The 25,907-nt window shown below is 62.8% G+C and carries 26 protein-coding genes; 20 read left to right on the top strand and 6 right to left on the bottom strand.

All coding sequences use genetic code 11. The annotated features are described in order from the left end of the window. Nucleotides 1-52: 52 nt before the first annotated feature. The 3 genes from EN807_RS08845 (at nt 53) to EN807_RS08835 (ending at nt 3,652) form a co-directional block, all read left to right on the top strand. Nucleotides 53-1,606 carry a sugar ABC transporter ATP-binding protein gene (locus tag EN807_RS08845; RefSeq protein ID WP_135934642.1) on the top strand — a complete coding sequence of 518 codons (1,554 nt, stop codon included), beginning with the start codon at nt 53-55 and terminating at the stop codon, nt 1,604-1,606. Next, nucleotides 1,603-2,568, top strand: coding sequence for an ABC transporter permease (locus EN807_RS08840; RefSeq protein ID WP_135934641.1), 966 nt, complete (start codon nt 1,603-1,605; stop codon nt 2,566-2,568). Before EN807_RS08845 ends, EN807_RS08840 begins: the two co-directional genes overlap by 4 nt. Before the next feature lie 67 nt (nt 2,569-2,635). Further along, complete coding sequence (locus tag EN807_RS08835) at nt 2,636-3,652, top strand: zinc-binding alcohol dehydrogenase family protein (protein WP_135934640.1); 1,017 nt, start codon at nt 2,636-2,638, stop codon at nt 3,650-3,652. 122 nt (nt 3,653-3,774) lie between these two features. Here the strand turns inward: EN807_RS08835 and phnF are convergent, their stop codons facing one another. Further along, nucleotides 3,775-4,524 (bottom strand): phosphonate metabolism transcriptional regulator PhnF, encoded by a 750-nt coding sequence (phnF, locus tag EN807_RS08830; RefSeq protein WP_127317938.1) that lies wholly within the window; start codon nt 4,522-4,524, stop codon nt 3,775-3,777. A gap of 122 nt (nt 4,525-4,646) precedes the next feature. On the opposite strand from phnF, the gene phnG reads away from it, so the two are divergent. From phnG to phnE (EN807_RS08770), 11 genes are all read left to right on the top strand, one after another. Next, nucleotides 4,647-5,108, top strand: a complete 462-nt coding sequence (phnG, locus tag EN807_RS08825; RefSeq protein ID WP_135935818.1) for a phosphonate C-P lyase system protein PhnG — start codon at nt 4,647-4,649, stop codon at nt 5,106-5,108. Next, the gene (phnH, locus tag EN807_RS08820) at nt 5,108-5,719 is read left to right on the top strand and encodes a phosphonate C-P lyase system protein PhnH (RefSeq protein ID WP_135934639.1); all 612 of its coding nucleotides are present in this window, start codon (nt 5,108-5,110) and stop codon (nt 5,717-5,719) included. Before phnG ends, phnH begins: the two co-directional genes overlap by 1 nt. Before the next feature lies 1 nt (nt 5,720). Continuing rightward, on the top strand, nt 5,721-6,833 hold the full coding sequence (locus EN807_RS08815) for a carbon-phosphorus lyase complex subunit PhnI (protein ID WP_135934638.1): 1,113 nt from the start codon (nt 5,721-5,723) through the stop codon (nt 6,831-6,833). Between the two features lie 268 nt (nt 6,834-7,101). Continuing rightward, entirely contained in the window at nt 7,102-8,001 is a 900-nt protein-coding gene (locus tag EN807_RS08810; RefSeq protein WP_135934637.1) for an alpha-D-ribose 1-methylphosphonate 5-phosphate C-P-lyase PhnJ, read from the top strand. Next, nucleotides 7,998-8,774, top strand: coding sequence for a phosphonate C-P lyase system protein PhnK (gene phnK / locus EN807_RS08805; RefSeq protein ID WP_127317930.1), 777 nt, complete (start codon nt 7,998-8,000; stop codon nt 8,772-8,774). Before EN807_RS08810 ends, phnK begins: the two co-directional genes overlap by 4 nt. A 2-nt stretch (nt 8,775-8,776) precedes the next feature. Then, nucleotides 8,777-9,484: a phosphonate C-P lyase system protein PhnL gene (phnL, locus tag EN807_RS08800; RefSeq protein ID WP_135934636.1), complete on the top strand. Its 708-nt coding sequence runs from the start codon at nt 8,777-8,779 to the stop codon at nt 9,482-9,484. After that, nucleotides 9,481-10,098, top strand: a complete 618-nt coding sequence (locus EN807_RS08795) for a DapH/DapD/GlmU-related protein (protein ID WP_135934635.1) — start codon at nt 9,481-9,483, stop codon at nt 10,096-10,098. Before phnL ends, EN807_RS08795 begins: the two co-directional genes overlap by 4 nt. Nucleotides 10,099-10,375: 277 nt before the next feature. Further along, entirely contained in the window at nt 10,376-11,233 is an 858-nt protein-coding gene (gene phnC, locus EN807_RS08785) for a phosphonate ABC transporter ATP-binding protein (protein WP_135934633.1), read from the top strand. 146 nt (nt 11,234-11,379) lie between these two features. After that, complete coding sequence (gene phnD / locus EN807_RS08780) at nt 11,380-12,288, top strand: phosphonate ABC transporter substrate-binding protein (RefSeq protein ID WP_135934632.1); 909 nt, start codon at nt 11,380-11,382, stop codon at nt 12,286-12,288. Between the two features lie 71 nt (nt 12,289-12,359). Further along, nucleotides 12,360-13,334: a phosphonate ABC transporter, permease protein PhnE gene (gene phnE / locus EN807_RS08775; protein ID WP_135934631.1), complete on the top strand. Its 975-nt coding sequence runs from the start codon at nt 12,360-12,362 to the stop codon at nt 13,332-13,334. Nucleotides 13,335-13,337: 3 nt separating this feature from the next. Continuing rightward, nucleotides 13,338-14,888 (top strand): phosphonate ABC transporter, permease protein PhnE, encoded by a 1,551-nt coding sequence (gene phnE, locus EN807_RS08770; RefSeq protein ID WP_135934630.1) that lies wholly within the window; start codon nt 13,338-13,340, stop codon nt 14,886-14,888. Here phnE (EN807_RS08770) and EN807_RS08765 read toward each other — a convergent pair. From EN807_RS08765 to EN807_RS08755, 3 genes are all read right to left on the bottom strand, one after another. Continuing rightward, entirely contained in the window at nt 14,876-15,763 is an 888-nt protein-coding gene (locus tag EN807_RS08765) for a sugar phosphate isomerase/epimerase (protein WP_135934629.1), read from the bottom strand. The two genes, phnE (EN807_RS08770) and EN807_RS08765, sit on opposite strands and share 13 nt — an antisense overlap. 38 nt (nt 15,764-15,801) lie before the next feature. Beyond that, entirely contained in the window at nt 15,802-16,989 is a 1,188-nt protein-coding gene (locus EN807_RS08760) for a Gfo/Idh/MocA family oxidoreductase (RefSeq protein WP_135934628.1), read from the bottom strand. Between the two features lie 154 nt (nt 16,990-17,143). After that, nucleotides 17,144-18,199, bottom strand: coding sequence for a sugar phosphate isomerase/epimerase (locus EN807_RS08755; protein WP_135934627.1), 1,056 nt, complete (start codon nt 18,197-18,199; stop codon nt 17,144-17,146). A 399-nt stretch (nt 18,200-18,598) separates the two neighbouring features. On the opposite strand from EN807_RS08755, the gene EN807_RS08750 reads away from it, so the two are divergent. Genes EN807_RS08750 through EN807_RS08735 form a run of 4 tightly spaced genes read left to right on the top strand, consistent with a single transcriptional unit; the run spans nt 18,599 to nt 22,414 of the window. After that, nucleotides 18,599-19,486 (top strand): sugar phosphate isomerase/epimerase, encoded by an 888-nt coding sequence (locus tag EN807_RS08750; RefSeq protein ID WP_127318072.1) that lies wholly within the window; start codon nt 18,599-18,601, stop codon nt 19,484-19,486. Nucleotides 19,487-19,543: 57 nt separating this feature from the next. Continuing rightward, nucleotides 19,544-20,713 (top strand): mandelate racemase/muconate lactonizing enzyme family protein, encoded by a 1,170-nt coding sequence (locus EN807_RS08745; protein ID WP_135934626.1) that lies wholly within the window; start codon nt 19,544-19,546, stop codon nt 20,711-20,713. A 2-nt stretch (nt 20,714-20,715) separates the two neighbouring features. Continuing rightward, on the top strand, nt 20,716-21,432 hold the full coding sequence (locus EN807_RS08740) for a FadR/GntR family transcriptional regulator (protein WP_135934625.1): 717 nt from the start codon (nt 20,716-20,718) through the stop codon (nt 21,430-21,432). A gap of 1 nt (nt 21,433) precedes the next feature. Next, nucleotides 21,434-22,414, top strand: a complete 981-nt coding sequence (locus tag EN807_RS08735; RefSeq protein WP_135934624.1) for a hydroxyacid dehydrogenase — start codon at nt 21,434-21,436, stop codon at nt 22,412-22,414. A 98-nt stretch (nt 22,415-22,512) separates the two neighbouring features. Here EN807_RS08735 and EN807_RS08730 read toward each other — a convergent pair whose 3' ends face one another. After that, the gene (locus tag EN807_RS08730) at nt 22,513-23,817 is read right to left on the bottom strand and encodes an amidase (RefSeq protein WP_135934623.1); all 1,305 of its coding nucleotides are present in this window, start codon (nt 23,815-23,817) and stop codon (nt 22,513-22,515) included. Between the two features lie 118 nt (nt 23,818-23,935). Between EN807_RS08730 and EN807_RS08725 the strand changes: the two genes are divergently transcribed. Beyond that, the gene (locus tag EN807_RS08725; protein WP_135934622.1) at nt 23,936-24,283 is read left to right on the top strand and encodes a GFA family protein; all 348 of its coding nucleotides are present in this window, start codon (nt 23,936-23,938) and stop codon (nt 24,281-24,283) included. Nucleotides 24,284-24,320: 37 nt separating this feature from the next. Here EN807_RS08725 and EN807_RS08720 read toward each other — a convergent pair whose 3' ends face one another. After that, nucleotides 24,321-25,229: an SDR family oxidoreductase gene (locus tag EN807_RS08720; protein ID WP_135934621.1), complete on the bottom strand. Its 909-nt coding sequence runs from the start codon at nt 25,227-25,229 to the stop codon at nt 24,321-24,323. Between the two features lie 95 nt (nt 25,230-25,324). Between EN807_RS08720 and EN807_RS08715 the strand changes: the two genes are divergently transcribed. Then, nucleotides 25,325-25,894 (top strand): helix-turn-helix domain-containing protein, encoded by a 570-nt coding sequence (locus tag EN807_RS08715; RefSeq protein WP_065009196.1) that lies wholly within the window; start codon nt 25,325-25,327, stop codon nt 25,892-25,894. The last annotated feature ends 13 nt before the right edge of the window (nt 25,895-25,907 follow it).

The raw sequence follows: 25,907 nt of genomic DNA, 5'->3' as shown, positions 1-25,907 counted from the left end.
CTCGGCCAGCATCGCTACGTGCCAATCGTGAGGCCAATCTGGGAGGATTGTCATGACGTCGACGGCGCAGGAACTGCATCCGGCCCCAACGCTGGAACCGGGCAGGACGATCCTCGAACTCAAGGGCTTGGAGAAGCGATATCCCGGCACGCACGCGCTGAAGCCGGTTAACCTCGCCTTCAAGGCCAGCGAAATTCACGCCATTGTCGGCGAAAACGGTGCCGGCAAATCCACCCTGATCAAGCTGCTGACCGGGGTCATGCCGCGCACCTCCGGCGACGTCATCTGGGAGGGCAAGCCGGCAGCGCTGGCGACGCCGCATGAGGCGATGGCGCTCGGCATCAATGCCGTGCATCAGGAGGTCGTTCTGTGCCGCCATCTCACTGTCGCGGCCAACATGTTCCTCGGCGAGGAGGATTCCCGCTTCGGCATCCTGCAGCAACGTGCCATGGTCAGGGAAGCGCAGAAGATCATCGACGATCTCGGCTTCGATCTGCCGGCGCATGTCGTGCTGGGTGACCTGACCATAGGCCAGCAGCAGCTGATCGCCGCCGCCCGAGCCACCGTGCGCGGCACCAAATTCCTCATCTTCGACGAACCGACAGCCTACCTCACGCGCAAGGAGGCCGCCCAGCTGTTCACGCTGATCCGCCGGCTGAAGGGCGAAGGCGTCACCATCATCTACATCAGCCACCGCATGGAAGAGGTGTTCGAGCTCGCCGACCGCGTCTCGGTGCTGCGCGACGGCACGCTTGTCGGCACCAGGAACATCGCCGAGACCAACGACGCCGAGCTGGTCAAAATGATGATCAACCGCTCGATCGAGCAAGTCTATCACAAGGAGCATTTTACCCCGGGCGCGACGCTCCTCGAAGCCAGAAATCTCTCCGGCAACGGCTTCGAAAATGTCTCGATGACGGTCCGTGCCGGCGAAATCGTCGGGCTCTACGGCCTGATTGGCGCCGGGCGCAGCGAGTTCGTCACCACGTTCTACGGCCGTCATCGCAAGTCGGCCGGCCAGATCCTCTGGGAGGGCAAGGAGGTTCATGTCAACTCCGAGCATGACGCTATCAGGCTCGGCATGGCGCTGGCGCCGGAAAGCCGCCGCGACCAGGGCCTCTGCCTCAACCTGCCGGTCGGCCTCAATCTCAATCTGCCGATCTACAAGCGCATCTCCAGCAATCTGCTGATCTCCGGCGCACAGGAGAGGACCGAGGCGGACCGCCAGATCGCCAATCTCAGGATCAAGACGCCGACGCGCAACGCGCTCGCCTCCAGCCTGTCCGGCGGCAACCAGCAGAAGATTGTCATCGGCAAGTGGCTGGCTCACGGTGCCAAGCTGTTCATCTTCGACGAGCCGACAGTTGGCGTCGATGTCGGCACCAAGGCAGAGATCTACCGCCTGTTCAGTGCGCTTTTGTCCAATGGCGCCGGCATCATCCTCATCTCGTCCTATCTGCCCGAGGTCTATGAACTGGCCGACACACTGCATGTGTTCCGGCGCGGCAAACTGGTGGCCACTCATGGTTTCCGCACTGCCGACCATGAGGAGATCCTCACCCAAGCGCTGGCCGAGAAACAAGAAAAACCGGGAGGACAGATATGAGCACCGAGGCGATCCCGGCCGAAAGGCCGAAACACAACTACAACGCCCTGTTCGGGCTGACGCTGCTGGCGCTGCTGGTGCTGTTGTGGGTCATCCTGTCGGTGGCGACGCCGAGCTTCGCCTCCGCCAACAACATCTCGAACCTGTTGCGGCAAGGTTCGATGATCGCGATCCTGGCGGTCGGCCAGACCTTTGTCATCATCACCGGAGGCATCGACCTTTCCGTCGGCGCCGTCGTTGGCTTTGCAACCGTCATCGCTGCGATGCTGATCAATGCCGGCGTGCCGATCTTCCTCGCCGTCCTGCTCACCTTGCTGGTCGGTGTCGCCATCGGCCTGTTTCACGGCTTCGGCATCGTCAAGATGGGCCTGCCGCCCTTCATCATCACGCTGGCGACGCTGACATCTTTGCGCGGCATCGGCCTTTTGATGACCAACGGCAACTCGATTTCGCTCAACAACGATGCCTTCCAGCTTTTCTCGCGCAGTTCCTTCCTCGGCATCCCCAACCTGTTCTGGATGGTGATCCTCGTCGGTATCCCGGCCTATGTCTTCCTGCATCACAGCCGTTGGGGCCGCTATCTGTTCTCGGTCGGCTCCAATGCCGAGGCATCGCGTCTGTCCGGTGTCAACGTCCAGCGCACCATCTACATGGCCTATACGCTGTCTGGCCTGTGCGCGGCTTTCGTTGGCGTGCTGCTCGCGTCGCGCATCGGCATCGGCAATCCGACGCAGGCCGAGGGCTGGGAATTGCAGGCGATCGCCTCGTCGGTGATCGGCGGCACCTCGCTGTTCGGCGCCGTCGGCTCGGTGCACGGACCGCTGCTCGGCGCCTTCATCCTCGCCACCATCAACAACGGCGCCAATCTCTTGAACGTCAATGCCTTCTGGCAGCGCATCATTACCGGCGTGCTGATTATCGTCATCGTCTATTTCGACGGCCTGCGCCGCCGCGGCAAGTAGTCCATATTAACAACCGCCGGCCCGGCGCTAGCGGGCCGGCGGTTTCATGAACAGACTGGATTGAAGTATGAAAGCCGTCGTCTGCCGCTCGCCCGGTGAGCTTGTTCTGGAAGACCGCCCGGCGCCAGGCACTCCGCCCTCTGGCTGGGCGCTGGTCGCGGTCAGTCATGTCGGCATCTGCGGCACCGACTATCATATCTTCGAGGGCAAGCATCCGTTCCTCGCCTATCCCCGCATCATGGGCCACGAGGTTTCCGGCACTGTGATCGAGGCCGGCGAAGGCGTCGATCTCGCCGGCGCCGAACCGGTGATCATCAATCCCTATCTCGCTTGCGGCAAATGCATCGGCTGCCGGCAAGGCAAGCCGAATTGCTGCGTGAAGATCGAGGTGCTCGGCGTCCACCGCGACGGCGCCATGTGCGAACGGATCCTGGTGCCGGCGCGAAATCTTTATCCGGCAAACGGCCTGTCGCTGGCGGATGCCGCCGCCGTCGAATTCCTGGCGATCGGGGCGCATGCCGTGCGGCGCTCGCTGGCTGATCCCGGCGCGCGCACGCTGGTCATCGGCGCCGGGCCGATCGGGCTCGGCACGGCGCTGTTTGCCGGCATCGCCGGTCTCCACGTGACGCTGCTCGACACGAGTGCCGAGAGGCTGGATTTCGCCGCAAGCGAACTCGGCTTTGCCACCCTCGACGGTTCGAAGGGATCGGCAATCGATCTGGTGCGGGAGGCGACCGGCGGCGAAGGCTTCGACGTGGTTTTCGATGCCACCGGCAACACCCAGTCCGTCCACTCGGCGTTCGCCCATGTCGCGCATGGCGGGACGCTGGTCCTGGTCAGCGTCGTCAAGGACGATATCGTCTTTTCCGATCCCGAATTCCACAAGCGCGAGATGACGCTGATCGGAAGCCGCAACGCGCTGCGCGCCGACTTCGACCATGTCGCCGCTTCGATCCGCGATGGTGCTGTGCCGCTGGCAAAGCTCGTCACCCATCGCACGACGCTTGGCGACACGCCGCGCGACCTTGCCCGCTGGGCGCATGAGAAATCCGGCCTGATCAAGGCGGTCATTCAGGTCGGATGAGACCGGGCTAGCGCAATTCCAGGAAAAGTGTGAACAGTTTTCCGTCCGGAATTGCGTAAAAACAAAGAGATAGAGCGGTTCAGCGTTTCCGTGAAACGATGAACCGCTAGACGCGCACCTACCTACCGCGCCGATAATTTGAGCTCGACGCGCTCAGCCGGAAAGCGCGTTTCGGCGAACTGGATCGGCTGGCCGTCCGGCGTGACGTTGACGGCGACCGTGACCAGCACGATGGCGCCGGACTGCAGATCGAGATCGGCGAGATCGGCGGCATCTGCGTGGCGCGCCGACAGCACTGTCGATTGCCTGAGATAGTCACTGATGCCGAAACGCTGGAGCGAGGCGGTCACCGATCCAGTTTCCGCGATAGCGGTCTCGATGCCTGCGAAGCGTTTCGCATCGAACCAGCCGGTGGCGCGCGAGACCGACTGTCCGTCGGCTTCGCCGCGTGTTTCGAGGCGGATGACGCTGGAACCCTTGGCGAGACCCAAGCCTTCTGCGACACGCCGGCTGGCCGGCTCGACCGCCGATTCCAGCAGCACGCTGCGGCGCTCCGTCGCCTGCCCTTGCAAGCCCTCTGAAAAACGGGTGCGGGCGCCGATCGGATAGGACAGGCGCTTGCGCGAAAGCACGAAAGTGCCGCGCCCCTGTTCGGCCCTGAGCACGCCATCCTGCACCAGTGCTGCAATGGCGCTGCGCACCGTATGGCGGTTGACGCCATAGCGCTCGGCCAGTGCGACTTCCGGTGGCAGCGCAGCATTCTCGGCAAAGTCGCCGACGGCGATCGAATGGAGGATCTGGTCGGCTATCTGCCGCCACAGCGAGATGCCGGTGCGCCGCTCTAAGCTGCTGGCCATCTGCTGACCGATCATCTCTTGCCCCAATCTTTTCGCCCCTGTCATCGATCCGTCATGGACACGCTTTAGAGAATAGGTATAATTTGTATAATTGTCTACATCATTATACAAATTCGGAACGAGAAGGAATGGCTGCCATGCGAGGACAGGAAGCGCGCGATCAGGCTGAGCGCAAGGCCGTCATGGCGACCCTAGCGCAATCGACCGGCGACGATATCGTCCGCCTCTGGAACCAAGCCGGCCTGCCTTCGGAAGCGGAACTCCTGCGCGGTCCCGAAACCGGCCTGGTCACCGTGCGTGGCCGCATCGGCGGCGGCGGCGCGCCGTTCAATGTCGGCGAAGCGACGGTCACCCGCGCGACGGTGCGGCTTGCCTCAGGAGAAATCGGCCATTGCTACGCGCTCGGCCGTGACAAGCACAAAGCAAGGCTGGCGGCGATAGCCGACGCGCTCTGGCAGGATCCCACCCGCCGTAACGAGGTCGAGACCAAACTCATTGCGCCGTTGCAGGCCGCACTGGCCAGCGCACGTGAACGGCGGCGCGCCGAGACGGCGGCAACGAAGGTCGATTTCTTCACCATGGTACGCGGAGAAGACTGATGGACATCGCAACGCAAGCGATCGAGGGCGGCTTTGCCGATCCGGTATTCGACGCCCAGACGGTATTCCGCGCCGTGATGGACGCGATGGCGCGGCCGGGCACCCTGCAGCCCCTCCCGGTCTTTGCCCGCCCGCCGGCGCCGCTGTCGGCCACCGCGGGTGCTATCGCGCTGGCGCTGTGCGACAACGACACGCCGCTCTGGTTCGACCTCGTTTTGCAGGCCCCAGCAGCGGTGAAATTCTGGCTCGGCTTCCACACCGGCACGCCACTGGCCAACACGCCAGCCGATGCGCATTTCGCGCTGATCGCCACGCCGGCCGAGATGATGGCGCTCGACGGCTTTTCACAAGGCACCCAGGACTATCCCGACCGCTCCACGACGCTGATCCTGCAGGTGAGCGATCTCGTTTCAGGCGCCCCTCTGCTGCTCGAAGGTCCCGGCATCGAAAAGACTGCAACCATCGCGCCGGCGCAGATGCCGCGCCACTTCGTCGAACAATGGAAGCAGAACAACCAGCGCTTTCCGCGTGGCGTCGACATCATCCTTGCCACCCCCGACGGCGTTGCCTGCCTGCCGCGCACGACGCGCATCAAGACGATGGAGGCGTGATATGTATGTCGCGGTAAAAGGCGGCGAAGCGGCCATTGCCAACGCCCACTCCCTGCTCGCCGACCGCCGACGCGGCGACCGTTCCGTGCCGGCGCTTCGCCTCGACCAGATCGTCGAGCAGCTGGCGCTCGGCGTCGACCGAGTGATGAGCGAAGGTTCGCTTTACGACCGGGAATTGGCGGCACTAGCCATCGTTCAGGCGCGCGGCGACATGATCGAGGCGATCTTCCTGGTCCGCGCCTATCGCACGACGCTGCCACGCTTTGGCTACACCAACGCGATCGACACCGGCGCGATGCTGGTCGAGCGGCGCGTTTCGGCGACCTACAAGGACCTACCCGGCGGCCAGCTGCTCGGCCCGACCTTCGACTACACTCACCGGCTGCTCGATCCCGAACTCGCCGCGGGCGGCGATGTCGCCGAGCCGCTGCAGCGTGCCAGCGAGGCGGAAGCCATGCCGCGCGTCTCCGCGATCCTCGCCCGCGAGGGCCTGATCGAGCCTGATGGCGACATGCCGCAGGACCATATCCCCGGCGATATCACCCGCGAGCCGCTGGAATTTCCGATGGCGCGCGACATCCGCCTGCAGGCGCTGTCACGCGGCGACGAGGGTTTTCTGCTGGCGCTCGGCTATTCCACCCAGCGCGGCTATGCCCGCAACCATCCCTTCGTCGGCGAGGTTCGCATCGGTGAGGTCGAGCTGGAACTCGACGTGCCGGAGCTGCCATTCCCAGTACCGCTCGGCTCCGTACGTGTCACCGAGTGCCAGATGGTCAACCAGTTCAAGGGCTCGGCCAAGGCGCCGCCGCAATTCACCCGCGGCTACGGCCTCGTCTTCGGCCAGAGCGAGCGCAAGGCGATGGCCATGGCGCTGTGCGACCGCGCTCTTCGTGCAACCGAATTCGGCGAAGATGTCGTCGCCGCAGCCCAGGACGAGGAGTTCGTCATCTCGCATTCCGACAACGTCCAGGCGACCGGCTTCGTCGAGCATCTGAAGCTGCCGCACTATGTCGACTTCCAGGCCGAGCTCGACCTGGTGCGCCGCATGCGCGCCGAGCACGATTCCCGCGAAAACGCCGGCAAAGCCGAGGAGAAGAGGCAGGCCGCGGAATGACTTCAGTTAGCTCCACCACCATGATCTCGTGGGAATGGCCGCTACACCCCTCCGGATCCGCCGTAGCCGCTACTGCCGCCAACGGTTTCGCCATTCGCGCCTTCCTTCGGCGCAGGAAGAACCATTCTTCGAAGGACAAAGGCAACCACGCCGACGAACACCAGCAACAGGATTCCGATGTGCATCCATCCGGTTGGAGTCACCTGAGCCTGGCCCTTCTTCCGTGTCTTGGAAGTCAATTCGGTAGCACAAAGTGGAAGCGATCGCCATGACCGACATCGCCACCTACAACTTCGCCTATCTCGACGAGCAGACCAAGCGGATGATCCGTCGCGCGATCCTCAAGGGCATAGCCATTCCCGGCTATCAGGTGCCGTTCGCCTCGCGCGAAATGCCGATGCCCTATGGCTGGGGCACCGGCGGCGTCCAGGTCACGGCTTCGATCATCGGTCCCGACGATGTGCTGAAGGTCATCGACCAGGGCGCCGACGACACCACCAACGCCGTCTCGATCCGCGCTTTTTTCAAGAAGGTCGCCAATGTCGCCGTCACCACCGAGACGGCGAAGGCGACCATCATACAGACCCGCCACCGCATTCCCGAACATCCACTGAGCGCGGGCCAGGTGCTGGTCTATCAGGTGCCGATCCCCGAACCGTTGCGCTTCCTCGAACCGCGCGAAACGGAAACGCGCAAGATGCATGCGCTGGAGGAATACGGCCTCATGCATGTGAAGCTCTACGAGGACATCGCCAGGCACGGCCGCATTGCCACTACCTATGCCTACCCGGTCAAGGTCGAGGGCCGCTATGTGATGGACCCCTCGCCGACGCCGAAGTTCGACAATCCGAAGATGCATCGTTCGCCGTCTCTGCAACTATTCGGTGCTGGCCGCGAAAAGCGCATCTATGCGCTGCCGCCCTTCACCGATGTGGTCAGCCTCGATTTCGAGGATCACCCGTTCGAGGTGCAGACCTTCGACCAGCCCTGCGCGCTGTGTGCGGCCGAGAACGTCTATCTCGACGAAGTCATCCTCGACGACCATGGCGGCCACATGTTCGTCTGCTCCGACACCGACCATTGCGAGAAACGGCGCGAAGGAGGCCATCGCGGCCATCTTGCGCCTGAAACCCCTCTTGCCCTGGAAAAAACGGAGCCGGCGCAATGACCGACGAACCACTGCTGCGCGTTTCCGCGCTATCCAAATTCTACGGCTCGCGTGTCGGCTGCGAAAACGTCACCTTCGACCTGTGGCCGGGCGAGGTGCTGGCGGTGGTCGGCGAATCCGGTTCCGGCAAGACGACGCTGCTCAACTGTCTCTCGACCAGATTGCTGCCGAGTTCCGGCACCGCCAGCTACCGCATGCGCGACGGTCAGTTCCGCGAGCTCTACCGCATGAGCGAGGCTGAGCGCCGCTTCCTGATGCGCACCGACTGGGGCTTCGTCCACCAGAACCCGGCCGACGGGCTGCGCATGACGGTGTCAGCCGGCGCCAATGTCGGCGAGCGGCTGATGGCGGTGGGCGACCGCCACTATGGAAAAATCCGCGCTTGCGCCGTCGACTGGCTGTCACGCGTCGAGATCGACGAGGACCGCATCGACGACGAACCGCGCGCTTTTTCCGGTGGCATGCGCCAGCGCTTGCAGATCGCCCGCAATCTCGTCACCGGGCCGCGGCTGGTGTTCATGGACGAGCCGACCGGCGGCCTCGACGTTTCCGTGCAGGCGCGCCTGCTCGACCTGTTGCGCGGCCTGGTCACCGATCTCGGCCTGGCCGCCATCGTCGTCACCCACGACCTCGCGGTGGCACGTCTGCTGTCGCAACGCATGATGGTGATGAAGGACGGCCGCGTCGTCGAAAGCGGCCTCACCGACCGCGTGCTCGACGATCCGCGCGCGCCCTACACGCAGCTCCTTGTTTCTTCCATTCTGCAGGTGTGATCATGGCAACCCCGCTCGTCGTCTCCGATGTCGCCAAGAGCTTCACCATGCATCTGCGCGACGGCATCAAACTGCCTGTCGTCACCGGCGTGTCGTTCTCGATCAGGGCAGGCGAGTGCGCCGTGCTCGGCGGCCCTTCCGGCGCCGGCAAGAGCTCGATCCTGAAGATGCTCTACGGCAACTATGCGGTCGACGAAGGCCAGATCATCGTCCAGCACGAGGACGGGCTCATCGATCTCGCGACGGCGAGCCCGCGCACCGTGCTTGCCGTGCGCCGGCTCACGATCGGCTATGTCAGCCAGTTCCTGCGCACAGTGCCGCGCGTCTCCGCCCTCGATGTCGTGGCCGAACCGCTGGTCGAGGGCGGCGAGGACCGTGAAGTTGCGCGCGGCAAGGCGCGCGCCTTGCTGGGGCAGCTCAACCTGCCGGAAAAACTCTGGGCACTGCCGCCGGCGACCTTTTCCGGCGGCGAACAGCAGCGCGTCAACATCGCGCGCGGCTTCATCACCGAGCACCCGATCCTGCTGCTCGACGAGCCGACCGCTTCGCTCGATGCCAGGAACCGCGATGTCGTGATTACGCTGATCGCGGCCAAGAAGGCGGCCGGCGTCGCCCTGCTTGGCATCTTCCATGACCACGACGTGCGCGAGGCGGTAGCCGACCGCGTCATCGACGTGACCGCTTTTGCCGCCGGGAAAATCGCCGCATGACCAGGAAACTGTCGGAAACGCCGCTTGTCCACGAGACGGCGGAAGTCGAGAACTCGACGCTCGGCCGCTGGACCGAGATCGCCGATCGCTGCCGAGTTTCCGAGAGCACAATCGGCGACTATTCCTACATGATGCAGGACTGCGGCGTCTGGTGCGCGACGATCGGCAAGTTCGCCAACATCGCCGCCAATGTGCGCATCAACGCCACCAACCACCCGACGTGGCGGCCGACGCTGCACCATTTCACCTATCGCGCCTCGGATTATTGGGACGACGCTCAGCACGAAAGCGAATTCTTCGCCCAGCGCCGCGCCAGACGCGTCACCATCGGCCACGACACCTGGCTTGGCCACGGCTCGACCGTCCTGCCCGGCGTCACCGTGGGCGACGGTGCGGCGGTCGGCGCCGGCGCGGTGGTGTCGAAGGACGTTGCGCCCTACACCATCGTCGGCGGCGTGCCGGCGAAACCAATCCGCGAACGCTTCGACCGCCACACGGCGGAACGTTATCAGGCACTCGCCTGGTGGGATTGGGACCATGCCCGCCTGCGCGCCGCGCTCGACGATTTCCGCGCCCTTTCGGCGGAAGCGTTTCTGGAAAAATACGGCAGCTGAAGGGGGTGAATGGTGAATGGTGACGCTGGCAGCCAGCAGAGGCTGGTGAAGCCCTTTCTATTCACTATTCACTATTCACTATTCACTATTCACTATTCACTATTCACTATTCACTATTCACTATTCACTATTCACTATTCACTATTCACCATTCATGGCTCGCCGCCAAGCCTGTGGGCGGTAACAAAACTGACATCAATCCGACACCGCAGGTTCATGGCGTTGCGCTAGCGATGGTTAACAGACCTTCCAAACGCGACTGGACTGGAACTTGCCTATGTCAGCAACCTCAGCCACGCTCGAAATCCGCGGTGTCACCCGCCGGTTTGGCAAGAACACCGCCGTCAGCAATGTCGACATCTCGATCCCGCACGGCCAGATGGTCGGCATTATCGGCCGCTCGGGCGCCGGCAAGTCGACGCTTTTGCGCATGATCAACCGCCTCATCGATCCCAGCCAAGGATCGATTTTCTTTGACGGCGCCGAAGTTTCCAGCCTGCGCGGTTCGCTGCTCAGGCGCTGGCAGCGCGATTGCGCCATGATCTTTCAGCAATTCAACCTTGTGCCGCGTCTCGACGTGCTGACCAATGTGCTGCTCGGCCGGCTCAATCACCGCTCGACCATTGTCAATCTGCTCGGTCTCTTCTCCCGCGAGGAACGGGCCGAGGCGATCGCGGCGCTCGAACGTCTCGACATTGCCCGCACGGCGCTGCAGCCGGCCGGCACCTTGTCCGGCGGCCAGCAGCAGCGCGTCGCGATCGCCCGCGCCATGATGCAGCAGCCGAAAGTCATCCTTGCCGACGAGCCGATCGCCTCGCTCGACCCCCTCAACGCTAAGGTGGTGATGGATTCGCTGCAGGACATCAATCTGCGCGAGGGCCTCACAGTCGTCACCAATCTGCACACGCTGGATACCGCGCGCACCTATTGCAACCGCATCATCGGCATGGCCGCCGGCAAGGTCGTGTTCGACGGCCCCCCCGAAGATCTCAACCGTGAGGCGGTGCGCATGGTCTACGGTGCCGACAGCAATGGCGGTGAAATCTCCGAGGCCATCACCTCGACCAGCGTCACCATCAAGCAAAAAATCGCCGCATCCGCAGTACCGCTCGAGCCCGCATTTCCTGGCTACTAATTCCATGATCCCGACAAGTGGATACCGGTATCCAGAAAAGATCATGGACAAACAAAAGAGCGCCTGGATCGCCAGCCCGCGTCAAGGGCGCTGTCAAAATTCGAACGCTGCCGGCGCGATGCCGGAACCAACAGGAGAGATGCGAAATGTTTAGAATGATGTTTTTCGGTGCTGTTTCGGTCATCGCCATGGCGATGGGCGCGGTTCAGGCACAGGACCTGAAGGAATTCCGCGTCGGCATTCTGGGCGGCGAGAACGAAGCCGACCGTCTGCGCAACTACCAGTGCTTCTCCGATCACATCAAGGACGTCCTCGGTGTCGAGAAAGTTTCGCTGTTCCCGGCCGCCGATTACGACGGCGTCATCCAGGGCCTGCTTGGCGGCACGCTTGACTTTGCCGAACTGGGCGCTTCCGGCTACGCCAAGATCTATCTTGAAAACAAGGACGCGGTTCAGCCGATCCTGACGACGGTTCAGACCGACGGTTCGACCGGCTACCATTCGGTCATGGTTGCCCGTGCTGATTCCGGCATCAAGACGCTCGCCGACATGAAGGGCAAGAAACTCGGTTTCGCCGATCCCGATTCGACTTCTGGTTACCTGATCCCGGTCACCTCACTGCCCAAGGACATCGGCATGGATGTGAAGAGCTACTTCGCGTCGACCGGTTTCGGCGGCGGCCACGAACAGCTCGTCCTTGAAGTTCTGAAAGGCACGTTCGATGCCGGCACAACCTGGGCCTCCGGCGTCGGCGAGTTTAACGACGGCTACAGCTCGGGCAATCTTCGCAAGATGGTCGACAAGGGCGTGCTCAAGATGGACGACCTTGTCGAATTGTGGCAGTCGCCGCTGATTCCGAATGGCCCGCTGGTCGTGCGTACGTCGATCGACGCCGGCGCCAAGCAGAAGATCACCGATTTCCTGACCAAGCTTCCGGAAACCGACCCGGCCTGTTTCTCGGCGATACAAGGCGGCGATTACAAGGGCTATTCGCCGGTCACCCCGGAATTCTATCAGCCGATCATCGACGCCCGTAAGGCGAAGATCGGCTCGTAATCAAACTGCCACAACGCCGCCGGGGCCATGCCGCCGGCGGCGTTGCTGCATCAGGGGCCGGGGATCTATCAATGAGCGCGACCGACGTATACCGAGCGCCTGCGCTCTCACCGGAGGGAGCCACAGTCGAGCGGCACTGGCGCGACCTCGCCGCCCGCCGGCGCCTTTACACGATCGGAGGCCTGGTTTTCCTGTTTCTTGCACTCTCTGGCTCGCTCTGGTTCGCCAACGAAACCAACGCCGGAAAGTTTTTCGACCGCCTTCCTTACGTCGCCGACTTTTTCGCCGAGTTGAAGCCGCGCGACTGGTTCGACCCGGTGCGCGCGCTGTTCGACCTGCCGTCCCCCTATGACGATGGCAGCCTCAAATTCGACTACCCCGAAGGCCGGGTCTACCTGACCCAGAGCATCTACATTCCGGAGTATTTCCACCGGATGATCGAGACGCTGAACATAGCTCTGTTTTCAACGCTGGTGGGCGCCACATTCGGTTTCCTGCTCTGCTTCCTCGCTGCAGGCAATATCACGGCCAGCCGCTGGCTCCGTTTCGCCACGCGCCGCTTCCTTGAAATTGTCCGCGCCTTTCCGGAAATCGTCATCGCCGGCTTCTTTCTGGCGGTCTTCTCGCTCGGACCGATTCCGGCGATCCTCGCGGTCAGCATCCACACCGTCGGCGCACTCGGAAAAATGTTCTTCGAGGTGGTCGAGAATGTCGACATGAAGCCTGAAGAAGGCTTGCGCGCCCTCGGTGCCAACTGGGTCGAACGGGTGTGGTTCGGCATCGTGCCACAGGTCCTGCCCAACTTCATGAGCTACGTCCTGCTCCGCTTCGAGATCAATGTGCGCGCTTCGACCATTCTCGGCGCCGTCGGCGCCGGCGGCATCGGCGAATCCCTGCGTCTTTCGATCAGCCGGGGCCATGAGGCCAAGACCCTCGCCATCGTCTTCCTGCTATTCTGCACGATTGTTGCCGTCGATCAGGTTTCGGCGTGGCTGAGACACCGTCTTGTCGGCCGGCAAGCGTTCGCATATGGGCGCGGAGAGTAACGCATGAACGCCGACGCCATCAACGACATCGCCGCTCGCCACCCGGACGCCTTCCGGCGCTCCCTGTGGAAGCGCTACGCCGTCCCGATCGGCATCCTTCTCTGTATTCTCTACGCCTTCTACTGTTCGTGGTTCTTCTCAGTCGCCAGCGTTCTCGAAAAGGCGAACTGGAACCTTGCCGGCGCTTATCTCGCCGACTGGGTGTCTTACGAAATCCGGCCCGACATTGAGTTCAAAGATAACTATCTGACGATCGACTACTCCCGCTTCTCCAAACTGGGATCCAATCCAGATCCCGACTGGGTGGCCAAGCAGATGGCCGTCATCGAGCAGCGGGTCGAGGCAGCGCCGGCACCGGCGATCGCGACCAACAAGTCATCGCAGGATTCGTTCATGGCGCCCGGCGCGCCGACTGCCGAGAACCCGGCCGCCCCGTTGGGCCAATCCGCTCCGGCTGCACCTGAAACGGTGCGCGAAAACGCCGTTGTGGCGGCGACTGTCACCCTTGGCAATGGCCGGATCGCCATCACGCCAGACCTCGTCACCGTGACGCGCGGCGCCGAAAGCGTCATCTTCGATATTGCCAAGGACAGCTCTGTCACGCCGCGCACACCGCTGCCCGACTGGATCGAGCAACGCAGGCCAGGCTCGACAGCCTACGTCTCTTTTGGATTTCTCGGTCGCGCCGAGGTGCAAAATGACGAAGTCGTCGCCTGGAGACGTTTCTTCGGCTGGGCCAATTTCGTCTTTGACACGAACTCGCCATTCTGGGGAAAGCCGTTCGGCGAGGTCGCTTCACTGGTCGTCTTCGGGGCACGCATCGACCCGTCACGGTCGAACGCGGCACTCGCCTGGGACAACATCCTCAACAACGCCGAGTGGCAGCATGGAGACGTCTGGCTGAAACTCTTGCAAACCATCGTCATGGCTTTTGTCGGCACGGTGCTGGCCTCGATCGTCGCCTTTCCGCTCGCCTTTCTGGCTGCACGCAACGTCACGCCGAGCCGGATCGCCAACCAGGCAACAAAACGCTTTTTCGATTTCCTGCGCTCGGTCGACATGCTGATCTGGGCGCTGTTCTTCACACGCGGCTTCGGTCCGGGACCGCTGGCCGGCATGTCGGCCATCTTCTTCACCGACACCGGAACCCTCGGCAAACTCTATTCCGAGGCACTGGAAAACATCGACGACAAGCAGCGCGAGGGCATCCGCTCGGTTGGCGCCACGCCGGCAATGGTGCAGCGCTACGGCGTGCTGCCCCAGGTTCTGCCGGTATTCCTTAGCCAATCGCTCTATTTCTGGGAATCGAACACCCGGTCAGCGACGATCATAGGGGCTGTCGGCGCCGGCGGCATCGGTCTGAAATTGTGGGAGGCCATGCGCACCAATACCAATTGGGCCAATGTTTTCTACATGGTTCTGCTGATCCTTGTTGTCGTCTTTATCTTCGACAACATTTCCAGTTTTCTCCGCCGCAAACTGATGGGGACAGTCGGAAACGGCAACGATGAGCGGCGCGTTTCGGCCCGTTCGGCCGCAGCTCAGATCGCCTGAGAGGAAGGCCCGGCTGCGTTCAGCGCACCAGCCTTTTTCCAGCCACTCCTGATATGGTTGTAGCCGTCGCGGTAGACGGCTTCCGGGCTTTCCGAAAAATCGCGCCAGACCTTGGTTGCCGCCGCCAAATCCTTCAGCGAGCGGCCGAAGGCCTCGATCGTCAGCCAGTCGTCATAGCCACTCTTGCGGATGGCCGAAAACGTCTCCTTCCACGGAACGTGGCCGCGCCCAGGCACGCCGCGATCATTCTCCGAAATATGGATATGGACGACATTTTTATGGTTGCGCGTATAGGCGCCGATCGGGTCGGCCTCCTCGATATTGGCGTGGAACGTGTCGTACATCGCCTTGATATGCGGCCGGTCGATAGCATCGATATGCTCGGACAGATCGTCCATCGTGTTCAGCAGGTAGCATTCGAAGCGGTTGAGCGCCTCCAGCCCGATGGTGACGTTCCTCTTGCCGGCATGGTCGCCGATGGCGCGTTGCGAAGCAACGGAGCGCTTCTTCTCCGCCGCCGTCGGCCCGCTGCCGGAGAAGGCGCCCAGTGTCGAATGCAACGGGCCGCTCAGCGTCTTGACGCCGAGCGCAGCCGAGCAGTCGATCGCCCATTTCATATAGTCGATGCCGGCCTTGCGCGTTGAACCATCGGCCGAGATCAAGTTCAGCGCCGGATCGCCCATCGCTGAAACGGCGGTGCGCTCCAGCCCGATGCGGTCGAGCAGTTCGCCAAGTTTTGTGTAGTCGTTCGGCGTGCCGGCAAAGATCGGTATCTCGACGCCATCGAAGCCGGTCGCCTTGATATCCCTAAGCAGTGGCTCGTGTTTCTTCGACACGGCCGTCGTCCACAAGAACATGCACATGCCGATTTTCATCGACACCCCTCCCCCTTGATCCACTGCTGCTTCTTAAATCAGAGCTTCGTCCAAGCCCCGTTCTTCCTCGACGACTTCACGCAGGCTTCGATGAAGGCCATGCCTTCGACGCCGTCCTGGATGGTCGGGAAGATAACATCCTTAGCCGGCTTGCCGCCTTTGCGGCGCGCCGCGCGGATGGCGCGGGCCGCCTCCTGGTAAATGTTGGCGAAGCCTTCGAGATAGCCTTCCGGATGGCCTGACGGAACCCTGCTGACGCGCCCGGCGACGGGCAGCGCGCCGGCGCCGTTCCGGGTGATCAACTGCTTCGGCTGGCCGAACGGCGTGTACCAGAGATAGTTCGGGTCGGCCTGCACCCATTCAAGTCCGCCCTTCGAGCCGTAGATGCGCAGCTTCAGCCCGTTCTCGTGGCCGGGCGCCACCTGGCTCGCCCAGATCATGCCCTTGGCCGGGTGCGACTTGCCGACCGGTTTGAAGCGCAGCATCACGTTGACATTGTCGTCGAGTTGCCGCCCCGGCACGAAGGCGTCGAGATCGGCGGAAAGTGAATCGAGCTCCAGCCCGCAGACAAAGCGCGCGAGATTGTAGGCATGCGTGCCGATGTCGCCCAGCGCACCGCCGGCACCCGCCTGCTTGGGGTCGGAGCGCCAGGCCGCCTGCTTCTGGCCGGTAGCGGCGAGGTCCTCGGTCAGCCAGTCCTGCGGATATTCAGACTGCACGATGCGGATGTCGCCGAGCTGCCCCTTGGCTACCATCTCGCGCGCCTGCCGTACCATCGGATAGGCGGTGTAATTATGCGTCAGCACGAACACTTTGCCGGTCTTTTCGACTAGTGCCGCCAGCTTCTTTGCCTCGGCCAGTGTCGTCGCCAGCGGCTTGTCGCAGATGACATGGATGCCGGCCTCGAGAAACGCCTTTGCCGCCGGCACATGGACATTGTTGGGCGTGACGATGGCCACCGCCTCGATGCCGTCCGGCCGCTTGGCCTCGGCCTTAGCCATCTCGGCGAACGAGCTGTAGCTGCGCGCCGGATCGAGCCCGAGTTCCTCGGCCGATGCCTTGGCACGCGCCGGGTCGGACGACAGGGCACCTGCGATCAACACGAACTCATTGTCCATGCGCGCCGCGATCCGGTGCACGGCACCGATGAAGGCGCCTTGCCCGCCGCCGACCATGCCGTAGCGGATCGGGCCGCCTCCCGTTTCCGATTTCGATGCGCCGACCATGATTTTCTCCCTCGTCTGAAATACCCCTCCCCCTTGAGGGGAGGGTGGCCCGAAGGGCCGGGAGGGGTCGGTTCATGCCGAGCTCTACGCCCAGCGACCCCACCCCGATCCGCTGCGCGGATCGCCCCTCCCCTCGAGGGGAGGGAAAAAAGCGCTAGATTCCCATCATGGCGCGCAGCACCTTTTTGTCGGTCGCGCCGCCGGCGAAATCGTCGAATGCTTTTTCCGTCACCCTGATGATGTGATGCTGGATGAAGGGAGCGCCTTCGGCCGCGCCATCCTCGGGGTGCTTCAGGCAGCATTCCCATTCCAGCACCGCCCATGAATCGTAGTCATATTGGGCGAGTTTGGAGAAGATGCCGCCGAAATCCACCTGTCCGTCGCCGAGCGAGCGGAAACGCCCGGCCCGGTTCGTCCAGCTCTGATAACCGGAATAGACGCCTTGCCGGCCGGTCGGATTGAACTCGGCATCCTTGGCGTGGAACGCCTTGATCCGCTCGTGATAGATGTCGATGAATTCGAGATAGTCGAGCTGCTGCAACAGGAAATGCGACGGATCGTAATTGATGTTGCAGCGCTTGTGGCCGCCCACCGCGTCGAGGAACATCTCGAATGTCGCACCGTCGAAGACGTCCTCGCCCGGATGGATTTCGTAACCGACGTCGACGCCATTGTCCTCATAGACGTCGAGGATCGGCTTCCAGCGTTTTCCCAGTTCGGAAAATGCTTCCTCGATCAATCCCGCCGGCCGTTGCGGCCAAGGATAAAGGTAGGGGAAGGCCAACGCTCCGCAAAACGACACCGACGCCTTAAGCCCGAGATTCTTCGAAGCCTTGGCGCCGAACTTCATCTGTTCGACCGCCCATTGCTGCCTGGCTTTAGGATTATTGTGCACCGCAGGCGGCGCGAAGCCATCGAACTGCGCGTCATAGGCCGGATGCACCGCCACCAACTGTCCCTGCAGGTGCGTCGACAGCTCGGTGATCTCAACGCCCGCCTCGGTGCAGATGCCCTTCACTTCGTCGCAATAGGCCTGGGAAGACGCCGCCTTCTCGAGGTCGAACAGCCGGCTGTCCCAGGTCGGGATCTGCACGCCCTTGTAGCCCAGCCCGGCCGCCCATTTGGTGATCGCCGGCAGCGAATTGAACGGTGCGGCATCGCCTGCGAACTGCGCCAGAAACAGCCCAGGACCCTTCATTGTCGACGGCATCGGCATCCTCCCTAATTATCCACGACCAAGCATAGCGCCGATTGAAAGCAGGGCCAGCCTCTTTGGTCTTTTCTCGACAGGCGCTAGTACGCACCGCTATTCTGGTATTACCAAATATGGTCATTTGGTCAAGCGGTGCCACTCGCATCCAGTGCTGCGAAAATTGGCGGGCAGCGGACTAATACGCCAGTTTTATCAATGAAATAATCATAGACCGGGGCTGCCTTGTAGGATTTCTTGCCGTCCAGATGAAATTGCTGTAGACCTCTTTTCACGCCCAATTGGTCGAACCAGTTTACGACAAATGCTGGAGCGCCTTGGGGAGGAAATCATGCAACGCGCTCTGGTGGAGTGCGTCGCAGGCGAACTGTTACAGGCGAATTCTGGGAAGGACAGACCATGCATCTTTCGACGCACAACTGGATGCGGGCGGAACCATTGGAGACGACGCTCAAACGCATCAAGAAATTCGGCTATGAGTCGATCGAAATTTCCGGCGAGCCCGAGCAATACAAGACCGAGGAGACGCGCGCGCTCCTGAAGGAGCACGGCATCCGCTGCTGGGGGGCGGTGACGCTGATGCTGGGCGAGCGCAATCTCGCCGCCAAGGACCAGGGCCAGCGCGAGCGCTCCGTACAGTACGTCAAGGATGTGCTGACGATGGTGAGCGAGCTCGACGGCGAGATCATCACCCTGGTTCCCGCCACCGTCGGCAAGGTGGTGCCGGACGGCACCGAAGAAGAAGAATGGAAATGGGTGGTCGACGCCACCAGGGAATGCTTCACCCATGCCAAGAAGGTCGGTGTCAAGATCGCGGTCGAGCCGCTCAACCGTTTCGAGACCTATCTGTTCAACCGTGGCGCCCAGGCGCTGGCGCTGGCCGATGCAGTCAGCCCCGAATGCGGCGTCTGTCTCGACGCCTACCACATCCACATGGAAGAATTTAACGTCTATGACGCCATCCGGCAGGTCGGCAAGCGCCTGTTCGACTTCCATGTCGCCGACAACAACCGCTTCGCCGCCGGTCTCGGACAGATCGACTGGCCGAAGATCGTCGGCACGCTGAAGGAGGTCGGTTACGACGGCGCGCTGACCAACGAGTTCGTCGCCCCCGTCGACCGCACGCCGGCTGCTCCCTATCCCGACATGGTCGAACGCAATCCGGTCGACATCTCGCCGGAGCAGCTCAAATTCATTCAGGACCATGGTTCCAGCGTGCTGACGGAAAAGTTCTACACCGATCAGATGCGTATCAACGCTGAAACGTTGCTGCCGCTGATCAAGTAGTCGGTCCGCTTGAGAATGAGCCTTCCGCCCTGACCGGCGGCAAGGCCGGGGATGAACATGCGCATCAAGACGGTCCAAGCCTGGTGGGTCCGTATACCGATCGAAGCCGCGAAGCAGCACCGCAGCGACTTCGGTCAGGTGACGACGTTTGACGCCGCCATCCTGCGCATCGAGACCGACGACGGGCTGGTCGGCTGGGGCGAAGGCAAGAATGCTGCCGGCAGCACCGGCAGCTATGGCGCCCTCGTCCACATGCTGAACCACGAGGTCGGCCCGCAGCTGATCGGCTGCGATCCGGCCGACATCGGGGTGATCTGGGAGATGCTCTACAATGGCGTGCGCCACGACAGTGCCGCGCAAAACGGCCACGCCATGCCGCAACTGGCGCGGCGCGGCATCAGCGTCGCTGCGATCAGCGCCGTCGACATCGCGTTGTGGGATATTCTGGGCAAGTCGCAGGGGGTTCCAGTCTGGCGGCTGCTCGGCGGCCGCAAGCTCGACCGCATGCCCGCCTATGCTTCCGGCGGCTGGGCCTCCACCGAGGCGATCGGCGACCAGTTAAAATCCTATATCGCCAAGGGCGGTTTCAAGGCGCTGAAGATGCGGATCGGCGCGATGGACGGCGCTCCGCATCTTTCCGCCGCCCGCGTGCGCGCCGCAAGACAGGCGCTCGGCCCCGAGGTCGACCTGATGGTCGATGCGCATGGCACCTATACGGTGGCGGAAGCCAAGCGCTTCATCCATCTCGCCGGCGATCTCGATCTGGCCTGGTTCGAGGAGCCGGTCATCGCCGACGACAAGCCCGGCATGGCCGAAGTGCGGGCGTCCGGCTCCATCCCGATCGCCACCGGCGAAAGCGAAGCGACGCGCTATGCTTTCCGCGATCTCGCCACGCTCAAGGCGGCCGATATCTTCCAGCCTGACCCGGCCTTTTGCGGCGGCATCAGCGAGGCGATAAAGATCGGCACCATCGCCAGCGCCTTCAATCTGCGCTTTGCGCCGCATCTGTGGGCTGGCGCGCCTTGCTTCTTTGCCGGGCTGCATGTCTGCGCTGCTTCGCCGGCTAGCTTTACCATCGAGTATTCGCTCGGCGCCAACCCGATGATCCACGATCTGATCGAGGAGACTGTCGAAGCAAAGGACGGTATGATAGCGATCCCGGAGAAGCCCGGACTGGGATTCACCCTTTCGGAACGGTTCCTGGAGGCGCACGCGCTACGCGGCTGATCATGAAAGAAAAGAACCTTCTCGCGGAACTCGCTGCCTATCTGTTCTCCCACTCCGACAAGGCGACGGGCCGAACGCCGTCGGAGCGTGAACTGGCGGAGCATTTCGCCGTCAGCCGCGGCCAGATCCGCGAGGCGCTGGCCATCCTCGAAGCCATGCGCATCGTCGAGCGCCGGGCCAAGTCCGGCATCTACATCGACACCAAGCAGGCCAGCGTCGAGGCGATGGCGCTTTTTGCCAGGGCCGGCCTGCCGCTTGATCCGATCCAGATCTACGAGACGGTCGAGTTGCGCAAGATCCACGAGATCAAGGCCGCCGAGCTTGCCTGTTCGCGCGCTACCGAGGAAAATTTCGAGCGGCTGCGCGAAATCCTGAAGGCGTCGGAAGAGCGCATTGCGGCAAGCGAGGGCCTTGCCAAGGAGGACCGCGAATTTCACCTTGAAATCGTGCGGGCAACCAAGAACAGCGTTTTTCACAACATATGCAGCGTCTATTACATGATGGGCGAGCAACGCCTGCCGATCTATTTCAACGATCCCGAACGCAGCGTGCGCTCGCATGCCGAGCACATCCAGATCTACGAGGCGCTGCTGCGCCGCGACGGCAATCTCGCCCAGGCGCTGATGAGCGCCCATCTGCAAGGCGCGGAAAGCTACTGGAAAGGCCTGATCGAAGGCGGCGGGGCAGAACCTCACAGCCCAGCACTCGAACAGGTCTGATATGCCTAAAATCCTCTCGACTCACGTGCTGCACCCGCGCGCCTCCGCCATGCTGACTGGTGCCGGCGAACTCGTCGTCGCCTCCGCCCTCGATGCGGACACGCTGGCCGCCGAGGCGAGGAACGCCGATATCATCATCGTTCGCGCCCCGCTGCCATCAGCGCTTTTCGAAGGTGCGACGAAGCTCCGGGCCGCAATCCGCCACGGCGCCGGGCTCGACATGGTCCCCATGGAAGCGGCCACTGCAGCCGGCGTCCTGGTGGCAAACGTGCCGGCGGTCAATGCACGGTCGGTCGCCGAATACGTGATGTTCGCGGCCCTGGCGCTGCTTCGGCGTTTCCGCAGGGTGGACCGCGACTTGCGGGCGAAGGGCTGGCTGGCCGGCCGCGACCACACCATTCTCGCCAGCGAGCTCGCCGGCAACACGATCGGTATTGTCGGCTTCGGCGCCATCGGACAGGCGGTCGGCCGTATCGCGGCGCATGGTTTTGACCTGAACGTGGTGGCGACGACGCGCAGCATGAGGCCGGCGCCGGACAGGGTCGGCTTTCTGTCGATCGACGCGCTGGTCGAGCAGAGCGACATCATCGTTCTGTGCTGCCCGCTGACACCGGAGACGCGCGGCCTGATCAACCGCGAGCGCATCGGTCGAATGAAGCCGCATGCGCTGCTGATCAATATTTCGCGCGGGCCGGTGATCGACGACGACGCGCTGATCGAAGCGCTGCAAAAGGGCGGTATCGGCGGTGCCGCGCTCGATGTTTTTGTGACGCAGCCGCTGCCTTCAGATCATGCCTATTTCGGCTTCGACAATGTCATCGTCACGCCGCACATGGCCGGCATCACCGAGCAATCGATGATGCGCATGGGCGTCGGTTCGGCTGATGAAGCCTTGCTGGTGCTGGCCAACAAATTGCCGGTCAATCTGCGCAATCCCGAAGTGGTCGAGCACTACCGGCGGCGGTTTCCGGCCGATATCTGAGCACCTCAACGGCTAATGCATGTCGCGCAAGTGCGCAGCGGTTTTGCGATAACGACATGCATAGAAACAAGAACTTAAAGCGCGTCGCATGAACCCGTTCAGACGCGACGCGCTTTAAGCAGTGCCTCGACTTCCGCCGCGATGCGCAGGAGACGGTGGTCATGGCCGTGGCGCGCCACCAGCATCAGCCCGGCCGGGCGCGCCATTCCCGGCATCGGCAGCGAGATCGCGCAGAGGTCGAACTGGTTGGCGACCTGCGTGTTGCACAACAGAAGGCCTTCCGTACGCTCACATAGAGCTTCGTCGCTGGTCATAGACACGATGGTCGGCGCGGTGACCGGTGTGGTCGGCAGGGCCAGCACATCGACGGACACCAGCCGCTCGTCCATGGCCGCGACCAGCGCCGTGCGGCGGCGGATTGCCCTTATATAGGCCGTGGCCGGAACGGCGGCGGCGCGCGACAACGGCTCGCTCACCCGCGGATCGACCGGCGTCGTCGCGCCTGTCGCCAGCCAATCTGCATGGACCTCCGCACCCTCCATTGCCGCGATCGAGGCCCGCTTGGTTACCCCTCGCAAATCGGCAAGGAGGTCATCGATGGACAGATCGGCGAGGTATGCACCCGCAAGCTCTACCTTGCGAACACATCGCTCGAACGCCGCCGAGACCTCTTTTTCTGTATCCTCGAAGAGCGCGCCGCGCGGAATGCCGATGCGCAGTCCGGCAAACGGAAGCGGAACCAGAGCCACAGTCTCCTGGCCCGCCATCACCGCGTCGGCTGCGGCACATTCGGCGACGGTGCGGGCAAGCGGGCCAATGGAGTCCAGCGTGGCCGACAGCGGGAGAACGCCATCACGCGGCACCCGGCGTGCCGTCGGCTTGAACCCCACGACACCGTTCAGCGATGCCGGAATGCGCACCGAACCGCCGGTGTCGGAACCGATCGAGATCTCGCTCGTGCCTTCGGCGACCGAAACACCGGCGCCGGAGGATGAGCCACCCGCAATCCGGCTGGCGTCGGTCGCATTGCCGGGCGTGCCGTAATGCGGGTTGACGCCGATTGCGGTGAAGGCGAATTCGGTCATATTGGTCTTGCCGAAGATGACAGCGCCCGCTTGCCGCAATCGTTGCACGATGACGGCATCCCGCAGCGCCGGCGCCGCGGTGCTGAGCAACAATGATCCGGCCGTGGTCGGCTCGCCGGCGACATCGAACAGGTCTTTGATCGACAGAATTGTTCCGTCGAGCGGCCCGAGCGTCACGCCGGCTCTGCGCCGTGCATCGGCGGCGCCCGCCGCCGCCCGCGCTGCCTCCGGATAGAGTTTTGTGAACACGCTTTCGTCGTTCGCGCGGTCGGCGAGGCGCGAAAGAACGGCTTCAAGACGGTCGCGGGTGGATTGCATTTCGGTGTCGGACTCCAGGCGCCTGCAACGTCTTACAGGCAACAGCCAATACGTGGCTCGGCGAGACATAACCCGGCATGGGCGGATTTGCACCCCAGTCGGACCGAAGGAGGAAGACATGCTCTACAAAGGCAACTGCCATTGCGGCAAGGTCGCGTTCGAGGTCGAAGGCGAGATGACCGGCGCCGTGCGATGCAATTGCTCGATCTGCTCGCGCAAGGGTACGCTGCTATGGGCCGTGCCGCACGAGACATTGCGGGTGCTTGCCTGGGGCGACGATCTTGGCACGTACACTTTCGGCAGCCAGGCCATAGCCCACCGGTTCTGCCGCACCTGCGGCATCCATCCCTTCGCCGAGGATGTCAGCGAAGGGAGCGAACGAAGCGCGTACGTCAATATCCATTGCATAGACGACCTCGATCTGGACGCCGTGCCGGTGATCGATTTCGATGGTCGCTCGGCTTGAAGCTGAAGCGGCTGTCGGCTCGCGGTCCTCAACCAATCTAGCGGTACCCCGCCGCGTCGGCCGGCTTACCGGCATCCTGGATTTCCGGAACATAGCGCCAGGCATCAGGGCGCGAGCCGTCGACATCGGTGAAGCCATAGATCTGCGCCAACCCTCCGCTCGATAGCGACTGTCCGTTCCAGCGCGAGCGATCCGGGTCCGCAGCCAGTGCCGCTATCGCGCGGCCAATGAAGCGCGGTGTCTCCGAGATGACGAAGTGCGGCACCTTTGCGGTCGCCTCGCGCCAATTCTCTTCGGTGACACCGAACGCCTCCAACATCATTTCGGACCGCAGCCAGCCGGGCGTCAGCGAGACCGAAGTGGCGCCATGCGCGGCGAGATCCTTGGCGTGAGCCCATGCCATACGCGTCACCGAGACCTTGGCGAGATCGTAAAAGGGCGACAGCCGATAGTGGTCGGCATTGTATTCGGCGGTGCCGTCGGTGACTTCGACCAGCAGCCCGCCGGGACGCTCAATCATGAGCGGTAACGCATGGTGGGCGGTGATCAGATGCGTGTCGATGCCGAGCTTGAGCATGCGCAAGCCATTGTCGAGATTGTGCTCCCAGACCGGCTTGTTCCATTCGAACAGCTTTTCGCCGCCCCATATGTCATTGACCAATATATCGAGGCGGCCCTGTTCGGCGCGGATCCGGTCGATCAATTTGCCCACGTCCTGGGAGATCAGGTGATCGACCTGCACCGCAATGCCTTTGCCGCCAAGCGCTGTGACCAGTTCAGCCGTTTCCTCGATGGTTTCCGGGCGGGCATATTCGGATGGATTGCCGCGCGTCGACCTGCCGGTGACGTAGACGGTCGCGCCCGCTGCACCCAGTTCGACCGCAATGCCCCGGCCGGCCCCACGCGTAGCGCCGGCGACCAGAGCGACTTTTCCTTGAAGCGTCATTAGGTTCTCCCAAATCTCGATTCGACTAGGCAGGCGCTGGTTTTTGTCACCATTATAATATATAAATGATCATTCGGTTATAAATGGATGTCAAGATGCCTCGGCCAAAAACCCAGTCCGATGAAGACGTGCTCGAAGCAGCGCACAGGCTGATCCACGCGCATGGCCCGGAGGCGCTCACCTTCGAGCGGCTGTCCGAGGCGTGCGGGCTTTCCGGCTCGACCCTGGTGCAGCGTTTCAAGAGCAAGGCCGCGCTGAAGCAGAGGACCCTGCTGCAGGCATGGGACCGGCTGGACGGCAAGACGGAAAGGCTGGCCGCGGCCGCCCCAAGATCGCCGGCTGGAGCGATCGGGCTGCTGGTGGCGTTGTCGCGTGACTATGGCGGCATCGAATCCTATGCCGAGGGGTTGCTCGTGCTGCGCGAGGACCTGCGCGACCCCTTGCTTCGCGCACGCGGCGCGTCCTGGAAGGCATCCCTGTGCGACGTGCTCGACGCCTGCTTTGCCTCAACCGGCAGTGCCCCACCTGACATCGGCCTGTTGATGGCTTCGCATTGGCAAGGCTCGCTGCTGTGGTGGAGTTTTGATCCCACGATCGAGGTAGCCGCCTATGTCGAAGAGAGCCTGAACCGTTTCGTGACTGCGATTTCAGCCCGAAACCCGTAGCCGGGTTTCGGGC

The sequence above is a fragment of the Mesorhizobium sp. M5C.F.Ca.ET.164.01.1.1 genome, from assembly GCF_004792125.1.
Classification (GTDB): Bacteria; Pseudomonadota; Alphaproteobacteria; order Rhizobiales; family Rhizobiaceae; genus Mesorhizobium; species Mesorhizobium wenxiniae.
Note: the sequence above shows the minus strand (reverse complement) of the source record. Positions and strands in the feature narration are given on the sequence as shown.

What these genes read in the sequence shown, in the direction of transcription:
- EN807_RS08845 (WP_135934642.1), top strand. Translation starts at nt 53, where the DNA reads ATGACGTCGACGGCGCAGGAACTGCATCCGGCCCCAACGCTGGAACCG.
- EN807_RS08840 (WP_135934641.1), top strand. Translation starts at nt 1,603, where the DNA reads ATGAGCACCGAGGCGATCCCGGCCGAAAGGCCGAAACACAACTACAAC.
- EN807_RS08835 (WP_135934640.1), top strand. Translation starts at nt 2,636, where the DNA reads ATGAAAGCCGTCGTCTGCCGCTCGCCCGGTGAGCTTGTTCTGGAAGAC.
- phnF (WP_127317938.1), bottom strand. Translation starts at nt 4,524, where the DNA reads ATGATCGGTCAGCAGATGGCCAGCAGCTTAGAGCGGCGCACCGGCATC.
- phnG (WP_135935818.1), top strand. Translation starts at nt 4,647, where the DNA reads ATGCGAGGACAGGAAGCGCGCGATCAGGCTGAGCGCAAGGCCGTCATG.
- phnH (WP_135934639.1), top strand. Translation starts at nt 5,108, where the DNA reads ATGGACATCGCAACGCAAGCGATCGAGGGCGGCTTTGCCGATCCGGTA.
- EN807_RS08815 (WP_135934638.1), top strand. Translation starts at nt 5,721, where the DNA reads ATGTATGTCGCGGTAAAAGGCGGCGAAGCGGCCATTGCCAACGCCCAC.
- EN807_RS08810 (WP_135934637.1), top strand. Translation starts at nt 7,102, where the DNA reads ATGACCGACATCGCCACCTACAACTTCGCCTATCTCGACGAGCAGACC.
- phnK (WP_127317930.1), top strand. Translation starts at nt 7,998, where the DNA reads ATGACCGACGAACCACTGCTGCGCGTTTCCGCGCTATCCAAATTCTAC.
- phnL (WP_135934636.1), top strand. Translation starts at nt 8,777, where the DNA reads ATGGCAACCCCGCTCGTCGTCTCCGATGTCGCCAAGAGCTTCACCATG.
- EN807_RS08795 (WP_135934635.1), top strand. Translation starts at nt 9,481, where the DNA reads ATGACCAGGAAACTGTCGGAAACGCCGCTTGTCCACGAGACGGCGGAA.
- phnC (WP_135934633.1), top strand. Translation starts at nt 10,376, where the DNA reads ATGTCAGCAACCTCAGCCACGCTCGAAATCCGCGGTGTCACCCGCCGG.
- phnD (WP_135934632.1), top strand. Translation starts at nt 11,380, where the DNA reads ATGTTTAGAATGATGTTTTTCGGTGCTGTTTCGGTCATCGCCATGGCG.
- phnE (WP_135934631.1), top strand. Translation starts at nt 12,360, where the DNA reads ATGAGCGCGACCGACGTATACCGAGCGCCTGCGCTCTCACCGGAGGGA.
- phnE (WP_135934630.1), top strand. Translation starts at nt 13,338, where the DNA reads ATGAACGCCGACGCCATCAACGACATCGCCGCTCGCCACCCGGACGCC.
- EN807_RS08765 (WP_135934629.1), bottom strand. Translation starts at nt 15,763, where the DNA reads ATGAAAATCGGCATGTGCATGTTCTTGTGGACGACGGCCGTGTCGAAG.
- EN807_RS08760 (WP_135934628.1), bottom strand. Translation starts at nt 16,989, where the DNA reads ATGGTCGGCGCATCGAAATCGGAAACGGGAGGCGGCCCGATCCGCTAC.
- EN807_RS08755 (WP_135934627.1), bottom strand. Translation starts at nt 18,199, where the DNA reads ATGCCGTCGACAATGAAGGGTCCTGGGCTGTTTCTGGCGCAGTTCGCA.
- EN807_RS08750 (WP_127318072.1), top strand. Translation starts at nt 18,599, where the DNA reads ATGCATCTTTCGACGCACAACTGGATGCGGGCGGAACCATTGGAGACG.
- EN807_RS08745 (WP_135934626.1), top strand. Translation starts at nt 19,544, where the DNA reads ATGCGCATCAAGACGGTCCAAGCCTGGTGGGTCCGTATACCGATCGAA.
- EN807_RS08740 (WP_135934625.1), top strand. Translation starts at nt 20,716, where the DNA reads ATGAAAGAAAAGAACCTTCTCGCGGAACTCGCTGCCTATCTGTTCTCC.
- EN807_RS08735 (WP_135934624.1), top strand. Translation starts at nt 21,434, where the DNA reads ATGCCTAAAATCCTCTCGACTCACGTGCTGCACCCGCGCGCCTCCGCC.
- EN807_RS08730 (WP_135934623.1), bottom strand. Translation starts at nt 23,817, where the DNA reads ATGCAATCCACCCGCGACCGTCTTGAAGCCGTTCTTTCGCGCCTCGCC.
- EN807_RS08725 (WP_135934622.1), top strand. Translation starts at nt 23,936, where the DNA reads ATGCTCTACAAAGGCAACTGCCATTGCGGCAAGGTCGCGTTCGAGGTC.
- EN807_RS08720 (WP_135934621.1), bottom strand. Translation starts at nt 25,229, where the DNA reads ATGACGCTTCAAGGAAAAGTCGCTCTGGTCGCCGGCGCTACGCGTGGG.
- EN807_RS08715 (WP_065009196.1), top strand. Translation starts at nt 25,325, where the DNA reads ATGCCTCGGCCAAAAACCCAGTCCGATGAAGACGTGCTCGAAGCAGCG.